Origin of the sequence: Oceanobacillus neutriphilus (genome assembly GCF_014645515.1) — a bacterium.
GTDB classification, from domain to species: domain Bacteria; phylum Bacillota; class Bacilli; order Bacillales; family Amphibacillaceae; genus Oceanobacillus; species Oceanobacillus neutriphilus.
Genome location: NZ_BMLW01000013.1, coordinates 17,150 through 35,658, shown reverse-complemented (window position 1 = coordinate 35,658; position 18,509 = coordinate 17,150). Strand labels below are relative to the sequence as shown.

Here is an 18,509-nt window from a genome sequence, read left to right as displayed (position 1 = left end):
CAGCTATTTGCTGCTTTAATGAAATATCACAGGCGAACATAATCAAGCTTTAATATAGAACGCTATCTTTATAATATAAATAGGGAAAGGAATTCTTAAATGGCTCCCTTTCCCTTTGAAAATATCCGGGTGAAAATGAAACTATTAAATAATGTAGTTAGATTATGTTATATGAATAAATGTAATAATGAAAAGAACCTACATCTTGACTGCTTTTAGCATTTGTCGAATAGCACCCAGATGATATGCTGAATGGGCCAAGGAAGCCAAAGCTTCTTTTATAAGTAATTCATTCCATTCAATCGTATCAATCCTTTCCCAAAATGTTACGTATTCATGACGTAATCCTTCCTGAATTTGCTTCCATCTTTTTTCATCAACAAAATGAATCTTCCAGCTTTCTTCCCAATCCATTTCCGGCTGTTTACCATCTTTTAAAATGATATTTGTTCCCCATAAATAAAAACGTGTATGATCAGCATGTGCAGCGATTGTCGTTTCATTAACAGCAATGGAAGCCTCATCTGCGGATAACTGATTCAGAGTCCCAAAGATTCCGCTGTTTGGCCGCGATTCAGTGAACATACTTCCTTCACCGGGCGGTCCTTCAAATGTTTCCTTTACCATCGTTTTAATTGCATCTCTTAATGCTACACTCATCTTAATCCCTCCAACATTTATTGTAAACCCTTACAAAAAATTTGAATTAAAAAACGAAAAATATTCCTAATTAGGTATAACCTTCTAAATGACTTTTAGTGGTTATATTATAAATGAATTGATTATAACTGTCAATGAGATTTATAATGGTTATAAAAAGGAGGGTTGCGGAGAATGTCTAAATTAAATACAAGCGCTGAAAATTTAATTGGAGAACGTTTATGTTTAGATTTTGCTAATACTGTTAGCTGGCACAATAGCGATACTCCAAAAGAATGGCTAATAAATTATGAAAAATTAGTGGAATGGAGCCGATATGCGGATATTTTAAGCAGTCCTCAACAAATGAGCTTGCTAGAAAAAGCAAATCATCATCCAGATCAAGCCGCAAAGGTTTTAGAAGAAGCCATCGAATTAAGGGAAGCTATTTTTTGCTTATTCAGATCAATTGCTGCTGGTTTAGAAACAGATTCACTGGATCGTGCTATTTTAAATAAATATTTGACAAGGGCATACAGTTTGGCAGAAATTATTCCAGAAGAAAGTACATATACTTTAAGCTTTCAAAAAGGAGAAAATGAACTTGATTATATGCTTTGGCCAATTGTGCAGTCAGCAATAGACCTTTTGCTTTCGGAAAAATTGGACAGAGTAAAGCAGTGTGAAGGAGAACCGTGCGGATGGTTGTTTTATGATTCAAGCAGAAACAAAAGCCGGCGTTGGTGTTCAATGGCAGATTGCGGAAATCGGGAAAAAGCGCGACGGCATTACAAGAAAAAGAGTGACCCAAAATAAAGACAAAAAGCGTTATGGGGCTGTATGTTATAGATGGAGGCAAGTAATGGAAACTCAATTTATTCGAGTTCTTTATAATTCGGGACAGATAGCGGACAGGGATACATGAAAGAGTCCGTGATACAGGCGATTGAAAGCGGTTTTACAAATATAGCGTTAAATCGGATTAGTGCCTATTTTGCTTTAGAAAATATCGATTCTGTTAAATTATTAGAAAGGCTTGGATTTAAGAACGAAGGGATTTATAAAGAAAAGCATTTGTTTAGAGGAAAGTATTATGATCATTATTCTTTTTCTTTGTTGAAAAGAAATTGGAATCCACGCCAAAGCTGTTTTCCGTTTTAATTTTAGCAGATTAATAATAGGAAGAATATAGACTTAAAATCATGCTGTTGTAGTATTTATTGTAATGGAGGGGGAAACAAAATGAAGAAATATACATGGAGAAGCTTTTCGTTTTTTACTATAAGCATCATTGTCTCTCTTTCCATACTTTTCTTGCTTTATGTTGGAGTGATAGCAAAATTTTTGATAGTGGGCATTTTACTCGGTACGCTTATCTCTATTATTTTGTTTTTTATAGCAATGTTCAACAAAAACGAGAAGAAAGTATTATCCATTATAGCAAGCCTTTTAACAGCAATAAACACTGCAATTGTTGCTTTTGTTTTTTTGCTGGTCTTAGAATATCCATGGTGATTTTTTTGGACCGGTGTAGGTGGAAGGTGAAAAAAGAAAGGAACTAAAGCCTCTTTTTAATAACGTAAAAATTGTACATATCGAAGCTTAAATTAGTTGCGGTGTTGTAAATAAATAACCCATTAAAAATACCGAATCACTTCTTTAATTAGGAGTGATTCGGTATTTTAATGGATCCATTTTAGATGAATTACTTAGCTATTTTATTTACACTAACGCTTTTTCTTTTCTCACAGATTTAAGCGCAGTTGACCAGGCAACTACATCATCAATCATCTCACCAAATCTTGGTTTATGAACCTCCATTGGCTTGAAAGTTGCCATGTTTTCAAAATCATTAAATAAGCTGAATGCACCTTGTGGTTCTACTGTTGCAATTTTTAAGTTGGATAAAGTGGTGCGCAGCGCAAGAGAAGCTGCGATACCAAGTGTAGAGCCATAGCTTACGATTCCCGCTGCTTTATGATGCCACTCTGAACCTAAATAATCTAAATGATCTTTCAGACCTGAAGGGAAATTTTTATTATATTCAGGTGTAACAAAAATAAATCCATCAAACGAATCAATTTTTCTTGACCAGGCGCTCTGCTCTACTGTTGCATATTCTTTATTTGCCATAAGCGGTGGAATTGCTTCATTGAAGCGTCCAAGACCACTTTCTTTAATATCAACAATTTCAAATACTGCGTCCACATCTCTATGATCTGCAAAATCTTTAATCCATTCTGCAACCTGTAAATTAACACGTACATCACGTGTACTTCCTGTAATAATACCAATTCTAGTCATGCTGTAACCCTCCGTATAAATTTATATGAAATGAATCAAATAATAAGTTTGTATTAATTTGATTACTAGAGTTATAATAAACCTAAAGTTTCTTTTTGAGAAGAAGGCACTTTAAATAAACCTAGTTACTTTTAAGAAACCAATTGATATAAAAGGATTTTAAGCATATCTTTATAAAGGAGAAATTTAAAAATGGCGAATTTGACTGCTGGTGAAAACTGCGGAGAGCTTCAAGTTGCATTAGATATTATTGTTGGTAAATGGAAACCGATTATTTTATTTCATCTTATGGAAAACGAAAAATTACGTTTTAGCGAGCTGCAGCGGGCTATCCCGGAAATCACTAAAAAAATGTTAACCTCACAATTAAGAGAGCTGGAATATAACGACATTGTTCATCGTGAAGTCTATCAACAGGTGCCTCCAAAAGTGGAGTACTCAATGACTGAATACGGACACGGGTTAACACCGTTGTTAGTATCCATGAGGAGCTGGGGAACAGAACATCTCGCACATTTGGAGGAATTACATGGGAAAGATAATGAGGAACCGAGATGTTAGATTTAATTATTCGGAATGGCGAGGTAGTATTAGCTGATGGTCCCCAAAAGGTTGAAATTGGTATTAAAGATGGGAAAATTATCATAATCGCTGAAAAAATTACAGAAGAATCTGCAGATATACTGGATGCTGGCGGACAATATGTACTGCCAGGTATGGTGGACACGCATGTTCATATTAGTGAGCCCGGGAGAACGGAATGGGAAGGATTTGAAACCGGATCAAAGGCATTAGCTGCTGGAGGAACGACAAGTTATGTGGAAATGCCTTTAAATGCATTGCCAGCTACAACAAATAAAGCAGCACTTGATTTGAAACTGGAGGCAGCTAAAACGCAAAACTATGTTGATTATGCCTTCTATGGCGGGCTTGTACCAGGAAATATGGACGATTTAGAGGATTTGGATAAGGCTGGAGTTCCTGCATTTAAAGCATTTCTATCTAATGTGGGCAGTGATATTCCAGGGGATTTTGAAAGTGTTGATGATTTCACCTTATATAAAGGTATGAAAAAGCTGGCAGAATTAGATCAAATTCTTTGCCTTCATGCAGAAAACCCGGATATAACTTCGAAATTAGAAGCAGAGTTCATCCGTGAAGGAAAGGTTTCTGCAATGGATTACCCAGAGGCGCGTCCAGTATTTACAGAAGTTGAAGCAGTACAGCGTGCATTATTATTTGCAAAAGAAACAGGATGCCGTCTTCATATCGTTCATATTAGTTCTTCGGAAGCAGTACAGGAAATTTTAAAAGTACGCGCTGAGGGGTTAGATGTAACGGTAGAATCTTGTCCACATTACTTTGCAATGTCTGCAGAGGATGTAGAAGAGATTGGCGCATATGCAAAATGTCAGCCGCCAATAAGAAAGAAAGCAGACCATGACAAGTTATGGGAAGAATTATTAAATGGCAATATTGATTGGTTAACATCTGATCATTCGCCGTGTACAGAGAACTTAAAAACAGAGGCCAACAATCTTTTTGAAGCATGGGGAGGTATCAGCGGAGCACAGAACAATGTTGACTTAATGTTCGATCTTGCAGTAAAGCAGCGCGGACTTCCTATTGAAAGATTTGTCGAGCTGATCGCAACAACCCCTGCTAAACGTTTCCATTTAACAAACAAAGGTGAAATTGCAATCGCAAAGGATGCAGACATTATTTTCTTAGATCCGGGCCGGTCTTATACTGTAACAAGAGAAAATTTATACTATAAGAACAAGCATAGCGCCTATGAAGGAAGAAAAATCGGCTGCCGTGTAACCAAAACAATCTTACGCGGGAATGTCGTATTTGACCTTGAAAAAGGTATTGTTGGTGAACCAAAAGGTGAGCTATTGACAAAATAACAGCCATTTTAATTGTTGCGTATTACTTTCTCAGAAAACATAAGATTGATGTGGAAGAACTTATATAAATAACGAATATCAATCTGAAAAGAACCCTATAAAACGCAACGGATATGTTTGTTTTATAGGGTTCTTAAGTGTATATTATCTTTTTTTACCAATCAATATCTCTAAATCAACTGTAATTTGAGCTGAATCTTCATCTAATAATAATTTAACCTGTTCCTTTGTAGCTTCCCATGCTAAAGGTGTCATTTGAACCAGTGATTGGATGAATGTGTTCCCAAGAGGAATGGTATAACATATCCTTGAGCTATCCATCACTTGAAAATTTTCATTAAATCGTTCAACAATATCTACGTTAGAATAGGATTGTTTTTCAGGCTGATTGTAAATAATTTCTCTTAGTTCTTTTAAGTAGCTGCTTTGCGGAACAACTTTTATGAATAACCCATCAGCTTTTAGGACTCTGTTAAATTCATTATAATTTGATGGTGATAAGATGTTCAGAATAACATCGAATTGCTCATTCATAAAAGGCGTATTCGCAAGATCACCAACAGTCCAAATCTTATTGGCATAGCTTCTAGAAGCCTCCAGTATCCCTTCTTTAGAAATATCAATCCCTACTCCAGTTACTATTTTTTGATATTTAGAACGCATATTTTCACAAATGTTAGAGAGATGCGAGCCCTCACCGCATCCCATATCAATTAACGAAAGACTTTCTCTTTCAATCGCAGCATGCTTATATATCATTTCAGCAATTGCTTGACTTAACGGTTCAAAAAAACCGATCTCTGTAATCAGTTTCCGTCTTGCCTGAAAAAGATTCCTGCTGTACATACTTTTTACCGGGCGGGGCATCAGGTTGATATATCCTTGCTTGGAAAAGTCAAAGGTATGATTATTTGAGCAGACAAAGCTTTTTGATTCAAACGGGAATAATCGTATGAATTTAAATTTTCTGTTATTATTGATAGATAAGCGTACCTTAAATTGTAAAAAATAAACAGACCTGAATCAATTATTATGTATTTGGAGGAGACCGCAGTGAACTTGCGATTTTTATTTATCGTTTTGATATCATTTTCCTTAGCTTTCGCATTAATGGGTTGTCAATTAAAAAAGGAAATGCCGATGATTGAGACATATGATATAAATGCAATTTCTATTTCTGAATCAACTAGTTTTGGTAAATTTAATAATGATTTTTTTAAAACGATTAGTGACCGGGATAGACTGGACACTTTAAAAAATGCTTTAGTAACTGCTGAAAAAGAAACAGCCAAGCTGGAAGATGTTAATTATGATTTACTGGTTAATTATGGTGAGGATGGTGATCAGCTGTTAAAACTCTATTTGGGAGAAGAGGGGGAGCAAAGTGCATTTTTCTATCTGGGCTATGAAGACAGAGTGTATTTTATGTCTAAAGAAAAGACCCGGGAATTAAGAGAAATTTTAAATCCATAGATATTAAAAAGGAGGGCGAAATCATAGATGGAAGGAAAAACAATCTTAATAACGGGAGCTAATTCAGGTATTGGATTTGCAACAGCGCGCATTTTAACTGAACAAGGCTGTCATATTATTTTAGTGTGCCGAAATGAGAAAAGAGGGGCAGAAGCACGCCAGCATATAATGGATGCTACTGGCAATAAGGAAGTTGAATTGCTGGTTGCTGACTTGTCCTCACAGCAGGATATTAGAAAGCTGGCAGAGCAGGTTCAAAAGCATTATTCAAAATTAGATGTCCTTATAAACAATGCCGGCGGTGTATTTGGTCAGTATCAGGTCAGCGAGGACGGTTTTGAGATGACCTTTGCAGTTAATTATCTGGCGCCGTTTTTATTAACGCATCTGCTGCTCGATAAGTTAAAGGCATCCGGGTCAGGGAGAATCATTAATATAGCGTCCGTCATGCAGGATAAAAAGTTTAATCCGGATGATGCAATAAACCAGACTTCTTCCAGTTATTCAGGGATGCAGGCGTATAAAACTGCAAAAACAGCAGTTCTTATGATGACGTATTATATGGGGAAAAGATTGGCAGACAGTGATATTACTGTTAATGCACTGCATCCGGGGTTTATTTATACACCGCAGGCAACACGAATGTCGCCTAAATTATTTAGACCATTAATGAAGTTATTTTCAAAAAATCCTGAGCAGGGCGCAGCTTGTCCGGTTTATTTAGCTGCTTCCAGTGAAGTAAAAGGTGTTACTGGAGAATTTTTTAAAGACAATAAGACAGAACGAACATCCCCTGTTTCGTATAATGAAGAGCTTCAAAAAGCTTTATATACTAGAAGTGTTCAGTGGACGGGCTTGGAAGCAGATGATTTTACGGAATATGAATGGATACTATAAGAATTTATGCAAAGCTCCGTTTTGACGGGAGATTTACTTTTACAATCAATAACTGTATGTTAAAGAAAATATCAATAACAGGGAGGCAAGCACATGGTGAAGAAGGATTTAAATTATTATCAGACGTTTATTACTGTAGCTCCAGACAGTACGGCAACAGCCGGACAGCTTCCTGCAGCCCGTGGTAAGAAACCGACCAAAGTGCAAATTGAATATGAACTATTATCCGCTAATCCTTATACCTATAGTCAAAGTGAGCTGCTCTTTGAGATACATGTAAGGCATAAGGAGATTTCAAAGGAAAATTTAGCTGCGGAAGAAGAGGCTTTCTTTGCAAAATCCCAAGCTTGTTTACGGAGTTCTACCTTGCCGAAAAAGCTGGGCTGGGGAATTCATTTTAACGAGGAAGGAAAAATTGCTCTTTACGGTATCGGAACACCCGAGTATAAGCAGTTTTCTGAGAATAAAAATGGAGATTTAAAAATAATCCCGGCCATGCGAAGCAGCAGGAAAAAATAATGGACAATCATAGAGAAAGATGAGAGGATAACTCACAAAATATAGACTTATTAATCGTAAAAAACGGCTATATCCAGGTTCCTTGGCTCTTAATATTTTTATGTATTCATTTATTATGATTTTTTGCATTGATAAAAAACATCGTTCCGGCTAAGAAAATAAATAAAGAGATAAAGATTGCTATACCGGAATACTTATTATTAAACATTGTATTATCGATTAAATGAACTAACATTATCAATACAAGTGATATATACAAACCATTAACATATTTCACTTATTTGACCCCTTTTGTCTTTAACAGCAGATGGAGAGTTTCTAGGCGTGCATTTTTTGTAAAAAAATATTTAAGCCAAGTTAATTTTGTATTTCAAATTCTAAAATAATTATAATTGTTTTTATATAACAAAAATGCGGGCAAGACTATTGGGAAGATTGTTAAATACAGCATGGTAATTGTAATTTATTTTGTTTGCTTCTTTAATAAAGATTAATTGTTTTAAATGAGGTTGTTTCATTTATAAAAAGTTTTGATAAAATTCAAAAAGTTGTTCAAAGTATAGAATAATAGAATAGTTATGTTGCAGTGACCCAATGACGCTTCAAAAGAATCTTTAAAAAAGGAGTGGGAGATGCTGTGGAAATTACAGATCCTTCTTTTAACTATGATGAACATGGTCAAAAATATTCGGGTTATAGACAAACAGACCGAAGAATTGCAAAATATGTTTATGAAGCCCTTGGCTCAGCAAAAACGGTATTGAATGTAGGTGCTGGGGCAGGATCATATGAGCCTGAAGACAAGTATGTTATAGCAGTAGAACCATCGAGTATAATGAGATCTCAACGTCAAAAAGCACAAAAGGTTCCAGCTATCAATGGTACCGCAGATTCCTTGCCATTTGATGATAATTCCTTCGATGCTGCTATGGCAATGGTAACAGTTCATCATTGGCCGGACATACATAAAGGTTTGCAAGAGTTACAGCGGGTTTCAAGAGAGAAAGTCTTAATTATGACCTTTGACCCGGAAGCCCTGGATAATTTTTGGAATGCACATTATTTCCCGGAGCTGATTGAAGTAGAAAAAGCACGTTATCCCACGATGGATTTCATTACAGAAGCACTTGGGGGAGAATGTACTATTCAATCGATTCCAATTCCGTTTGACTGTGCAGATGGATTTCAAGAGGCATTTTATGGGAGGCCGGAAGCCTTTTTAGAAAAAGAAATCCGGCTGTCGCAGTCAGCCTGGGGATTTTTACCTGAAGGAGTAGAAGACAAGCTTGTAAAAAGACTTGAGCATGATCTTAAATCAGGTGAATGGGATAAGAAATATGGTGAGTTTAGAACAAAATCCACTTTTACTTGTGCACTTCGTTTTATAACAGCTGTACTGCGATAACATTAAAATATATCCTGATTTATAAGAAGAAATCCCCTTAAATGTCAAATAAACAAAGGTGTAAATAAATGAACTATGAATACACACAAATAATTCATGACTTATTATTGAAGTATGCAGATAGTAATGAAGCTGAAAAAATGAAAAGATATATGCGTAACCAATATGAATTTTATGGTCTTAGAGCTCCGCAAAGAAAAGAATTAGTAAAATCCTTAATCCAAAACCATGGCACTCCGCCAGAGGAACATTTTCAAGAAATCATTCAGGAGCTTTGGGGACTTCCTGAAAGAGATTACCAGAGCATCGCTTTAGAATTGCTGGATCGGAAAATTAAACATTTCGAAGAGGAAGACATTGAACTATTGGAGTATCTAGTCATTAATAAATCCTGGTGGGACACAGTAGATTGGATTGCAACGAAGCATGTAGGGCATTATTTTATGCAGTATCCACAGAATAAAAAAGCTGTCACCGGCAAATGGATAGATTCGGGAAATATATGGCTGCAAAGGTCTGCAATTATATTTCAATTAAAATATAAAACACATACAGATGAGGATCTTCTGTTTAAATATATCAATCGATGCCTGGGATTGGAGGAGTTTTTCATTAATAAGGCAATAGGATGGGCACTGAGAGAATATTCCAAAACAAATCCACAGTCTGTACTTGAGTTTGTTGATAAAACACCATTGTCTAAGCTCAGTAAAACAGAAGCTTTAAAAGCTATTAAGAAAAATAAAAGAAATGAAGAGAAAAATAGTAAGGGGGATGAAGGTGCTTAATATAATAAAGTCATATGTTTATTTGTTTCTAGGTGTTATTGCAGGAATTATGCTTGTAAGTGTGCTCCGTAACGGAGAAATAAATTGGGGGCTAATTGGAGCGATAACTGCTTTATCTGTTTTAGGATTCTTTGCTGTATTATTTATACGGAAAGGAATCGAAGGAAAGAAATCATAATGCAATAGAAAAAGTTGAAGAAGACTTTGTTTTGTGGATATGTAAGACCCTTCGCATAGGCAGCTTTTAAGTTTTTAGAAAATCATCAACACCGTCGGATGGCATTCCTTTGCTGTTGATGATTTTTGATTGTTTTCTTGCTTCATAATTCACTTTTCGTTATTTATTCTGTTCATTAATCCACAAAGCAACCTGTAAAATAAGAGCATCATTAAAAATCCTTGGATTATATCCTGTTTCACTTGTTATTTTATTTATCCGGTAAAGCAGTGTATTCCGATGTAGAAACAGAACGTCAGCAGTCTTTTGAATATTTAAATCATTTGCGAAAAATGCTTTTAATGTGATTGCCTGCATTTCGTCAAAATTTTTTAGGATTCGTTTAGAAAATTTCTCTCTAAGCGTTTGATCTAGCTGGTAAAGCAAAGCTCTTACTTCTATTTGACTAAATGAAATAATTTCAGTTTCCGGGTCACTGATTTTTAAGGCAAGCTCGCATTCGGAATAAGCCTGGTGAAATTGGTTCAGTTTATGAAAAGGCAAGCTGTAGGCTATTCTAAATTTAATATGCAGTTTATGGAATAATTCCTGCATCGTTTTTATTTTTCGTAATGCTTCGGCCTCTTCAAATTCCGGTGCAGCAATAAATAGCTGATTAAGATTAATAAATCCAGCTATAGCAGGTTGCTTATCAAGTAAAGATTCTATTTTTTGAATCAATTCTTGTTTTTGGATAGTGAGGTTACCTATTTGAATGACAAATGCCATGAATGGAGGTGTTAATTCCATTTTTAACATATCAAGTCCCTGTTGAATCGCTTTCTGGGAAGAGCTTGTTTTTATTAATTGGTCAATAATCATCTCTTTTGTCCGTTGCTTCCATTCAAGCTGGGAAGTAATAAATTCCTGGTCAATCATCAGCTCTGTAGTCATTTTTACCAGCTCACCGATATGTTTCATTTCATCTGGATTTCCAGTAATGCCGATGACTCCAATGATATTGTCATGAAAGGTGATGGGTAAATTAATCCCGGGCTCTGAACCTTCCCAGACTTCACCTTGATCAGGATAAATGGCCAGTGCTTCTCCGTTCTTTAACACTTTTACTGCTCCCTCATGAACTGTATTTAACCTTTCCGTATCCTGAGTGGCAATAATTACGCCATCTATATCCATAATATTGACATTCCGTTTTAAACGTAAAGAGGTTTCTCTGACAATAGCATTTGCGATTTCTTTTGTTAACATATTCATGCTTTCTTCTCCTTTGGTTATAACTGATGAAAATAAGTATAATAACCCCTTTATTTTTGTATGATATAGCTATATACAAATTAAATCAAGATTCGTATAATTTAAAGTACAGATTGATGAAAACGTTCGCTTAAGGATGTGTTTACGTGAAGATTGTCATTGCTCCAGATTCATTTAAAGGAAGCTTAAGCGCTGTCGAGGCAGCCAATGCTATAAATAAAGGAATCAAAAATGCTTTTCCAGATGCAGAAACAGCCTTAATACCTGTTGCTGATGGCGGAGAAGGAACATTGGAAACACTAATTGTTGCTACAGGAGGAGAGAAAAGAAATGTGGTTGTCACAGGTCCTTTGGGTGATAAGGTTGAAGCTGGGTATGGTGTTTTAGGAGATAAGAAAACATGTGTCATTGAAATGGCAGCAGCTTCAGGACTTACTCTGCTTTCTGATGGAGAGCTGTCACCTTTGGAAGCGACAACCTACGGGACAGGCGAGTTAATTAAGCAGGCTCTGGATAATGGTTTTACTTCTTTTATAGTTGGACTGGGCGGCTCTGCTACAAATGATGGAGGAGCCGGAATGCTGCAGGCACTGGGCTTAAGAATTTTAGATGCAGATGGAAACGAAATTGGATACGGCGGCGGCTCTTTAGATAAAATTGCATCGATAGAGGCTGATTCTTTTGATTCCCGGCTTAAGGATTGTCATTTTCTAATTGCCTCTGATGTGGAAAATCCATTGGTTGGACCAAACGGTGCTTCTCATATTTTTGGACCTCAAAAAGGGGCGACTCCAGAAATAGTAGAGCAGCTTGATCAAAATCTCGCACATTGGGCAGATCATGTTGCGAAGATTACAGAAATCGAGCTGCATAATATGCCGGGTGCTGGAGCTGCGGGCGGCATTGGCGGAGCTTTCCAGGCATTTTTCCCATGTGAAGTGGAGAGAGGAATTGACGTTGTTCTGGAATATAGCAACATGAATCAATATTTAACAGGAACGGATTTAGTTATTACCGGCGAGGGAAGAGTAGACGGGCAGACTGCTTCAGGTAAAACACCGATGGGAGTGGCTCAAACAGCGAAGATGAAGGGAGTACCGACAGTTATTTTAGCGGGATCGGTCGGAGAAGATGCAGCAGTGCTTCATGATTTTGGTATTGTAAGCATTCACAGCATCATTAATAAACCAATGACTTTAGAAGCAGCGGTTAGAAATGCGGCTGAACTGTTGGAATTAAGTGCTGAACAAGTTGTAAGAACTTATTTTCATTCAGTTAATCATATATAAGAGAAAGCGTCTTAGGGGAATAAAGGATATAATAGAAAAAATTTTTTCGTTCTGAAAATATTAAAAAAGGGTGAAAATATGATCAGTCCAGTAACAAATAAAATTAACACGATTTTTGTACATGTCAGTGATCTAGAGAAGTCAGTAAAATGGTATGCGGAATTACTTGGCCAGGAATTTGATTTAACTGCTGTAGAAAGGCCAGTATATAATATTAAAATTGCTGATCATACTGGTTTAACATTGGACGCCGGCCCGGAAGGTATTACAAAAAAGCAATCGCCTGGTATGTATCCAATATTCAATTTTCATACAGAAAATATTAATGACTCCTATGCCTATATAAAAGAATTAGGATACGATGTTGAATCAGAAATTACTCGTTTTGATGATTTTTCATTTTTCACCATTTACGATCCGGATGGGAATATTATTATGATTTGTACCGGGTAATGTTTTTGGGAAGAAACCTTTAAAAAGATAGTGTATCTAAATGGGTATCCTATTTTGGTTTGACAGATAGATGCTCTTAAGGTTCAGGAAATGAAATTATTATAATAACTTTACCTATCCGATACCCATCAGAGGAAAATATGAAATTGAATAAGGGAAGGAGCTAAGTTAATTAATGAGAAGGAATGATGTAGTAAATGAAAATCTAAATATGAATCTCAACACGGAACGAATCTTAATGAGACCATTTGCAGCTGAGGATATAAATGAGTTTTACAAAATAGTGAAGAAAAACAGTGTAGGAAAATGGCTTGGTATAGGAAAAGGCATGACTGTGGAAGAAGCAGAGCAGTATGTGAATCAAATTATAAAACATTGGGATCAATATGGTTTTGGCGTATGGGCGGCAGTAAATAAATCCAGTGGGGAAATGCTGGGGCATTGCGGTTTAAGATATATTGATGATACAGAAGATATAGAAATTATATACCTGCTTGATCCCGCTTTTTGGGGAATGGGGTATGCTTCAGAAGCAGCGGAGACTGTAATCAATTTTGCTTTCAACTCTCTTCATATTAATAAGCTGACTGCACGTATAAGGATAAATAATGTTAAATCAAAGAGAGTAATTGAAAAAATGGGGTTTCAATTTATCGATGATAGAAGTTACAATGATCGCAAGCTATCTCACTATACACTATTTCATCAGAATTTAATGAAATGTCAAAATAAATAACTTGAATTTATAAAGATTTTAGGAGGAAAAGAGCCAGCTATCTGACTCTTTTCCGTTTTTTTATAGATATATACTTATACAATCGGTATAATTTTGACACAGAATACATGACCCGCCTTGGGATCTTTTTTGGGAAGTAAGTATGCTGATAATACCGTGTATATCCATCTTTTAAATCCTCCCACTGGGTACACATTTTCTCCTGTGAAAAACGTGCTACATCAATAATACGCACTTCCTCATTCTTTGTCAGGATGAGATTATGCAGATGAATATCTGAAGGATTTAATCCAGCTGCTTTTGCAAATTGTAAGCCATTGTCAACATGCTCAATATAGTGAGGCTTCAATGGAATTCCTTCTGCCAGGCATTCAAAGAATGTCTTCCCTTCAATAAAATCCATAACCAGGTAATTGGTTCCAGCTTCATATACATTGGGATAATAATGACTCCCATTTAATTTCTCATAGTTTTGTTTTTCTTCGATTGCTGTTTTTTCAAAAGCCGGGTAAAAAATTTTAATCACTCTATGTTCATTTTTTATTTTAAATACAGCTGCACTTCTTCCTGTTCCATATAACTTTAAATCATCATGATGCCTGAGTACTTTTATACGTCCATTTCTTTTAGCAAATAAAACAGTGGATGCAAAGTGATCATACCTGGACCGTTTCATTATTTTTTTAAATTGCCTTTCCTTTTGGCTAACTCTTTTTTGATGATAGGAAAGCCATGTTTTTTTGCTTGCTTGATTCCTTCTTTTCCCATTTTAGATTTTAGAAGCTTTGTTAGTTTAGACATCTCTTTTCCTCCTTGAAGTAAGTGTGGCAAAAGCTAACAAAAAAGAGACCTTTGCCCACAGATTGGACAAAGGTCTCGCAAGCAACGAAATCAATCGATTGCCAGCAGTGCCGAGGATTTCTCCTGTAATGACGACAGCTGCTATTATGCTACTCCCCTTTGGGATTTATTTCAATTAATATTTTCATTTATTATATAGGGCTGGTCCGATAAGTGCAATTTTTAACGTATAAGAATTTCTGATGAAAAATATTCCTGTAATTTTAGTGATGATGAAATTGAATAATGTGCATACATATGTTTATAAAAGCTATTTAATTCATCGTTTTCTGTGTTTTCTTTAAGGGAAGACATATATATAAGACTCTGAAAGGAACGGTGAAGCAATGGAGAAGCGCTGGAAAACCGGCCTTTTATTTGCTCTGACAGGATCTGTAATGATGTTTATTGTCAGCTTTATTCTTGGAGGGGAACTTTATTGGATCAATATTATCGGTTTTGGGACAGGAGGGTTTGTGTACGGAGTATTTATTCATCCAATAATGGAAAGGAAAATGAAATCCAAATGAAGTATGGAGATACTTCAAAGAGCGTGGAGGTAAGAATGATAAAAGGCTTATTCTATGTATAGAAAACCTTGTTAGAAGCAATGGATTGCTCTTAACACAATAATATCCAGTTTAACTACATTTGTTATGTGTAATAAATACTATATAAGCATATTCTAATCAAGACAGTATATTTTAAGGAGGAAGCAACATGCAGCTTAACGCAGCTCAAAAATTAATTCAAGATCATTTGCTGTCAGGAGAGATGAAGGCCGGAGAAGAAATTGGAATAAAGATTGATCAAACATTAACGCAGGATGCGACAGGAACGATGGTAATGCTGGAGCTGGAAGCAATGGGGATTGATCGGGTGAAGACAGAGGCTTCTGCGCAATATGTGGACCATAACTTGATTCAGGAAGATTATCGTAACGCGGATGACCACCTTTTTCTAAGAAGTGCGGCACAGAAATTCGGGATTTATTACAGCAGGCCAGGAAACGGTGTCAGTCATCCTGTCCATATGCAGCAGCTGGCACGCCCCGGGAAGACCTTGTTAGGATCAGATAGCCATACATGTGCTAACGGCTGTATGGGGATGCTGGCGATTGGGGCAGGTGGTATTGATGTGACGATGGCGATGACGGGAGAACCTTACTATGTAAAAATGCCCCGTGTGATGGGGGTAGAACTGACAGGGAAACTCCCTGACTGGGTCAGCGCTAAAGATGTTATTTTAGAAATGCTGCGCCGTCACGGCGTACAGGGCGGAGTCGGCAGGATCATTGAATATTATGGTCCGGGCGTTAAAGAGCTATCTGCCATGGATCGTCATGTTATTGCCAATATGGGTGCTGAGCTTGGAGCGACTGCAACCGTATTTCCTTCTGATAAGGAAGTGAAGCGTTTTCTGAAAATACAGGGACGTGAAGATCAATGGATAGAATTAAAAGCTGATAACGGAGCGACTTATGATGAGCATGAAAAAATTGATTTATCTACACTGGAGCCGTTAATTGCAAAACCTTCGAGCCCAGGTAATGTCGTGCCTGTTACAGAAGTTGCAGGGGAAGCCATTTATCAGTCTTATATCGGTTCCTCGGCCAATCCGGGATACCGTGATTTCGCGATTGCCAGCGAAATTGTTAAAGGGAAGCAGGCTGCTAACGGGATTTCTTTTGATATTAATCCAACCTCTCGTCAGTTACTGGAGCAGCTTGTAGAGAATGGACATATTGCAAATCTTTTGACCGCCGGAGCCCGGATGCATCAGGCAGGCTGTAATGGCTGTATTGGAATGGGGCAGGCCCCGGCTACGGGACGGAACAGTTTACGTACAACCCCAAGAAACTTTCCGGGACGATCTGGCACAAGAGAAGACAGTGTCTTCCTATGCAGTCCGGAGACAGCAGCCGCTTCTGCATTAACAGGTGTTATTACAGATCCAAGAACATTAGATATTTCTTATCCGAAAATAAAAGAACCAACTACCTTTTCCACAAAAGGCATGCTGGAAGCACCGCCGGAAGACAACAGCCAAATCAAATTGGAAAAAGGACCAAATATCACTTCTATACCGGATTTTCAGCCAATTGAAGATAACTTTGATTTGCCTGTTTTATTAAAAATGCAGGATAATATATCAACAGATGAGATTCTTGCGGGCGGCTCACGGGTATTACCATTTCGCAGTAATATTCAAAGAATCAGTACTTTTGCATTTGAGATTATTGATGAGGATTATTACGAAAAGGCCATGAAAAAACGTGATGATGGCGGCCATGCGGTTGTAGCAGGCTTTAATTACGGGCAAGGATCCAGCAGGGAACATGCTGCACTTGCGCCACGTTACCTCGGATTAAAGGTTGTTCTTGTGAAGGGTTTTGCTCGAATACATCTTCAAAACTTGATTAACTTCGGTATTTTGCCACTAACGTTTGTGAATGAGGAAGACTATGATCTGCTCCATCAGGAGGATATACTTGAATTTCGTCATATCCATCAAACAATACAAAACCAGCGAACATTTGATATAAAACTGAAAGGAACAGATCGTACAATTACCGTCCAGCATGATCTTACCAAACGGCACCTTGAAATTCTGCTGGCCGGCGGGATTATAAATTGGATTAAAATACGTGTTCAAAATGGATAATAAAAAGAACCAGCCAGCCGTCTAAAGCCGCAACGCAGCGGAGGCAGGATCACTTACCTTCACGAAAAGAATTGCTGCAGCGAAGAAATTCGCCGGGGCATTTTTGCTGGATTTTTTGAACAGCCTCTGAAAGAAAAACAATAGAAAGGAAGTCAGCTATGGGATCTCAGGAACACGCCTGTAAAGCTTGTGACGGAACAGGGTTATTAATGGATGATGAGCAGTGGCAATATACATGTACCGTTTGTCATGGTGATGGTTTTGTTGCCGCTGTAGAAAAGACGGAAAAGCTGCAGGTAGATGAAAATCACAGAGTAATTGATTAAACGGAAGGGGGCCGGAGCAGTGCTGTTAATTTTTACAGTGTATACTCCGGCTGCTTTTATTGTACGGACTAAAATTTTATTAAAGGCTTAGACTGACCAGCGAAGAAGTGCATAAACTTTCTGCTGTTTAAATTTTCTACGTATTGTCTAATCATTGTTTATTAATCTGAAATGAGTATCATAAATAGCTTCATTTTTTTAATTTTTATGGTGAAAAGGCAGAATTTAACCGGGATAGGCAATAGTAAAATCCGTTTTTACTGAATAACTCTTTTCTAGCTTTTGTGGTATTATGTAGATATCGAAATGAGGTTTGATAATTACAACTGGAAGGAGGAAGTAATATGACATTTGAAGACCAGGTATTGAATTTGCTTGGAGATTTAAAAACAGAAGTAGGGGAACTTAGAACAGATATGAGTCAGGTAAAAACAGAAGTAGCAGAGCTCAGGCAGGAAGTAGATCAGGTAAAAACAGAAGTAGCAGAGCTCAGGCAGGAAGTAGATCAGGTAAAAACAGAAGTAGCAGAGCTTAGGCAGGAAGTAGATCAGGTAAAAATAGAAGTAGTAGAACTCAGACAGGAAGTAAATCAAATGCAAAAAAGTGTAGAGGAACTTAAGCTTGAAGTTGGTGAGGTAAAAAATGATGTGAAAGAATTGAAAGAAGAGAATCAACTAATTAAGCGGGCAATAATAGATCCTAATCGAACTGTTGCAAGTGTTAAAACGGAGCAAAAGACAATTTATGGGATTTTAGGAGAGCATGAAGTATCTATCCGGATGTTAAAAGAAAAGATTGGCTAGATCAGTGGATTCTGAATAGCTCTGCTGTATT

General features: G+C 36.9%; 23 protein-coding genes and 1 pseudogene. 18 read left to right on the top strand and 6 right to left on the bottom strand.

Translation table 11 applies throughout. From position 1 onward, the window contains the following. Positions 1–198 precede the first annotated feature (198 nt). Positions 199–660: a hypothetical protein gene (locus tag IEX29_RS19745; protein WP_188736492.1), complete on the bottom strand. Its 462-nt coding sequence runs from the start codon at positions 658–660 to the stop codon at positions 199–201. Positions 661–834: 174 nt separating this feature from the next. Between IEX29_RS19745 and IEX29_RS19740 the strand changes: the two genes are divergently transcribed. The 3 genes and pseudogenes from IEX29_RS19740 (at position 835) to IEX29_RS19730 (ending at position 2,154) form a co-directional block, all read left to right on the top strand. After that, positions 835–1,455 carry a CGNR zinc finger domain-containing protein gene (locus tag IEX29_RS19740; RefSeq protein ID WP_188736490.1) on the top strand — a complete coding sequence of 207 codons (621 nt, stop codon included), beginning with the start codon at positions 835–837 and terminating at the stop codon, positions 1,453–1,455. A 96-nt stretch (positions 1,456–1,551) separates the two neighbouring features. Next, positions 1,552–1,800, top strand: a pseudogene (locus tag IEX29_RS19735) (GNAT family N-acetyltransferase); the annotation flags it as partial. Between the two features lie 81 nt (positions 1,801–1,881). Beyond that, a complete protein-coding gene (locus tag IEX29_RS19730) occupies positions 1,882–2,154 on the top strand; it encodes a hypothetical protein (RefSeq protein WP_188736487.1) in 273 nt (90 codons plus the stop codon). A 207-nt stretch (positions 2,155–2,361) separates the two neighbouring features. On the opposite strand, the gene IEX29_RS19725 is transcribed toward IEX29_RS19730, so the two are convergent. Further along, complete coding sequence (locus tag IEX29_RS19725; RefSeq protein WP_188736485.1) at positions 2,362–2,943, bottom strand: NADPH-dependent FMN reductase; 582 nt, start codon at positions 2,941–2,943, stop codon at positions 2,362–2,364. 192 nt (positions 2,944–3,135) lie between these two features. Between IEX29_RS19725 and IEX29_RS19720 the strand changes: the two genes are divergently transcribed. Both IEX29_RS19720 and allB read left to right on the top strand, forming a co-directional pair. Further along, a complete protein-coding gene (locus IEX29_RS19720; RefSeq protein ID WP_188736483.1) occupies positions 3,136–3,504 on the top strand; it encodes a winged helix-turn-helix transcriptional regulator in 369 nt (122 codons plus the stop codon). Then, positions 3,498–4,853: an allantoinase AllB gene (gene allB, locus IEX29_RS19715; RefSeq protein ID WP_188736480.1), complete on the top strand. Its 1,356-nt coding sequence runs from the start codon at positions 3,498–3,500 to the stop codon at positions 4,851–4,853. The genes IEX29_RS19720 and allB overlap by 7 nt, the downstream gene beginning before the upstream one ends. A gap of 144 nt (positions 4,854–4,997) precedes the next feature. Here the strand turns inward: allB and IEX29_RS19710 are convergent, their stop codons facing one another. Continuing rightward, positions 4,998–5,807 carry a putative RNA methyltransferase gene (locus tag IEX29_RS19710; protein WP_373290703.1) on the bottom strand — a complete coding sequence of 270 codons (810 nt, stop codon included), beginning with the start codon at positions 5,805–5,807 and terminating at the stop codon, positions 4,998–5,000. A gap of 99 nt (positions 5,808–5,906) precedes the next feature. Here IEX29_RS19710 and IEX29_RS19705 point away from each other — a divergent pair, with 99 nt between their 5' ends. The 6 genes from IEX29_RS19705 to IEX29_RS19680 all read left to right on the top strand — a co-directional run bounded on the left by IEX29_RS19705 (position 5,907) and on the right by IEX29_RS19680 (position 10,113). Beyond that, entirely contained in the window at positions 5,907–6,326 is a 420-nt protein-coding gene (locus IEX29_RS19705; protein ID WP_188736476.1) for a YhfM domain-containing protein, read from the top strand. A gap of 27 nt (positions 6,327–6,353) precedes the next feature. Further along, positions 6,354–7,223, top strand: a complete 870-nt coding sequence (locus IEX29_RS19700) for an SDR family oxidoreductase (protein WP_188736474.1) — start codon at positions 6,354–6,356, stop codon at positions 7,221–7,223. A 93-nt stretch (positions 7,224–7,316) separates the two neighbouring features. Beyond that, positions 7,317–7,742 carry a DUF6157 family protein gene (locus IEX29_RS19695; protein WP_188736472.1) on the top strand — a complete coding sequence of 142 codons (426 nt, stop codon included), beginning with the start codon at positions 7,317–7,319 and terminating at the stop codon, positions 7,740–7,742. Positions 7,743–8,379: 637 nt separating this feature from the next. Next, positions 8,380–9,147 carry a class I SAM-dependent methyltransferase gene (locus IEX29_RS19690; RefSeq protein ID WP_188736470.1) on the top strand — a complete coding sequence of 256 codons (768 nt, stop codon included), beginning with the start codon at positions 8,380–8,382 and terminating at the stop codon, positions 9,145–9,147. A 68-nt stretch (positions 9,148–9,215) separates the two neighbouring features. Then, positions 9,216–9,935, top strand: coding sequence for a DNA alkylation repair protein (locus tag IEX29_RS19685; protein WP_188736468.1), 720 nt, complete (start codon positions 9,216–9,218; stop codon positions 9,933–9,935). After that, positions 9,928–10,113: a hypothetical protein gene (locus tag IEX29_RS19680; RefSeq protein ID WP_188736466.1), complete on the top strand. Its 186-nt coding sequence runs from the start codon at positions 9,928–9,930 to the stop codon at positions 10,111–10,113. The genes IEX29_RS19685 and IEX29_RS19680 overlap by 8 nt, the downstream gene beginning before the upstream one ends. Before the next feature lie 159 nt (positions 10,114–10,272). Here the strand turns inward: IEX29_RS19680 and IEX29_RS19675 are convergent, their stop codons facing one another. After that, a complete protein-coding gene (locus IEX29_RS19675; protein WP_188736464.1) occupies positions 10,273–11,367 on the bottom strand; it encodes a CdaR family transcriptional regulator in 1,095 nt (364 codons plus the stop codon). Between the two features lie 146 nt (positions 11,368–11,513). Between IEX29_RS19675 and IEX29_RS19670 the strand changes: the two genes are divergently transcribed. The 3 genes from IEX29_RS19670 to IEX29_RS19660 all read left to right on the top strand — a co-directional run bounded on the left by IEX29_RS19670 (position 11,514) and on the right by IEX29_RS19660 (position 13,845). Next, on the top strand, positions 11,514–12,656 hold the full coding sequence (locus tag IEX29_RS19670) for a glycerate kinase (protein ID WP_188736462.1): 1,143 nt from the start codon (positions 11,514–11,516) through the stop codon (positions 12,654–12,656). Between the two features lie 78 nt (positions 12,657–12,734). Beyond that, positions 12,735–13,109, top strand: a complete 375-nt coding sequence (locus IEX29_RS19665) for a VOC family protein (protein ID WP_188736460.1) — start codon at positions 12,735–12,737, stop codon at positions 13,107–13,109. A 175-nt stretch (positions 13,110–13,284) separates the two neighbouring features. Beyond that, entirely contained in the window at positions 13,285–13,845 is a 561-nt protein-coding gene (locus IEX29_RS19660; RefSeq protein WP_188736458.1) for a GNAT family N-acetyltransferase, read from the top strand. A 37-nt stretch (positions 13,846–13,882) separates the two neighbouring features. Here the strand turns inward: IEX29_RS19660 and IEX29_RS19655 are convergent, their stop codons facing one another. Next, positions 13,883–14,521 carry an RIO1 family regulatory kinase/ATPase domain-containing protein gene (locus IEX29_RS19655; protein WP_188736457.1) on the bottom strand — a complete coding sequence of 213 codons (639 nt, stop codon included), beginning with the start codon at positions 14,519–14,521 and terminating at the stop codon, positions 13,883–13,885. Next, a complete protein-coding gene (locus IEX29_RS27100; protein WP_268239104.1) occupies positions 14,521–14,646 on the bottom strand; it encodes a hypothetical protein in 126 nt (41 codons plus the stop codon). Before IEX29_RS27100 ends, IEX29_RS19655 begins: the two co-directional genes overlap by 1 nt. A gap of 386 nt (positions 14,647–15,032) precedes the next feature. Between IEX29_RS27100 and IEX29_RS19650 the strand changes: the two genes are divergently transcribed. The 4 genes from IEX29_RS19650 to IEX29_RS19635 all read left to right on the top strand — a co-directional run bounded on the left by IEX29_RS19650 (position 15,033) and on the right by IEX29_RS19635 (position 18,478). Further along, positions 15,033–15,215, top strand: a complete 183-nt coding sequence (locus IEX29_RS19650; protein ID WP_188736455.1) for a hypothetical protein — start codon at positions 15,033–15,035, stop codon at positions 15,213–15,215. A 190-nt stretch (positions 15,216–15,405) separates the two neighbouring features. Further along, positions 15,406–17,349, top strand: a complete 1,944-nt coding sequence (locus IEX29_RS19645) for an aconitate hydratase (protein WP_188736452.1) — start codon at positions 15,406–15,408, stop codon at positions 17,347–17,349. Between the two features lie 158 nt (positions 17,350–17,507). Beyond that, entirely contained in the window at positions 17,508–17,675 is a 168-nt protein-coding gene (locus tag IEX29_RS19640; RefSeq protein WP_188736450.1) for a hypothetical protein, read from the top strand. Positions 17,676–18,019: 344 nt separating this feature from the next. Then, complete coding sequence (locus tag IEX29_RS19635; RefSeq protein ID WP_188736448.1) at positions 18,020–18,478, top strand: hypothetical protein; 459 nt, start codon at positions 18,020–18,022, stop codon at positions 18,476–18,478. Positions 18,479–18,509 lie beyond the last annotated feature (31 nt).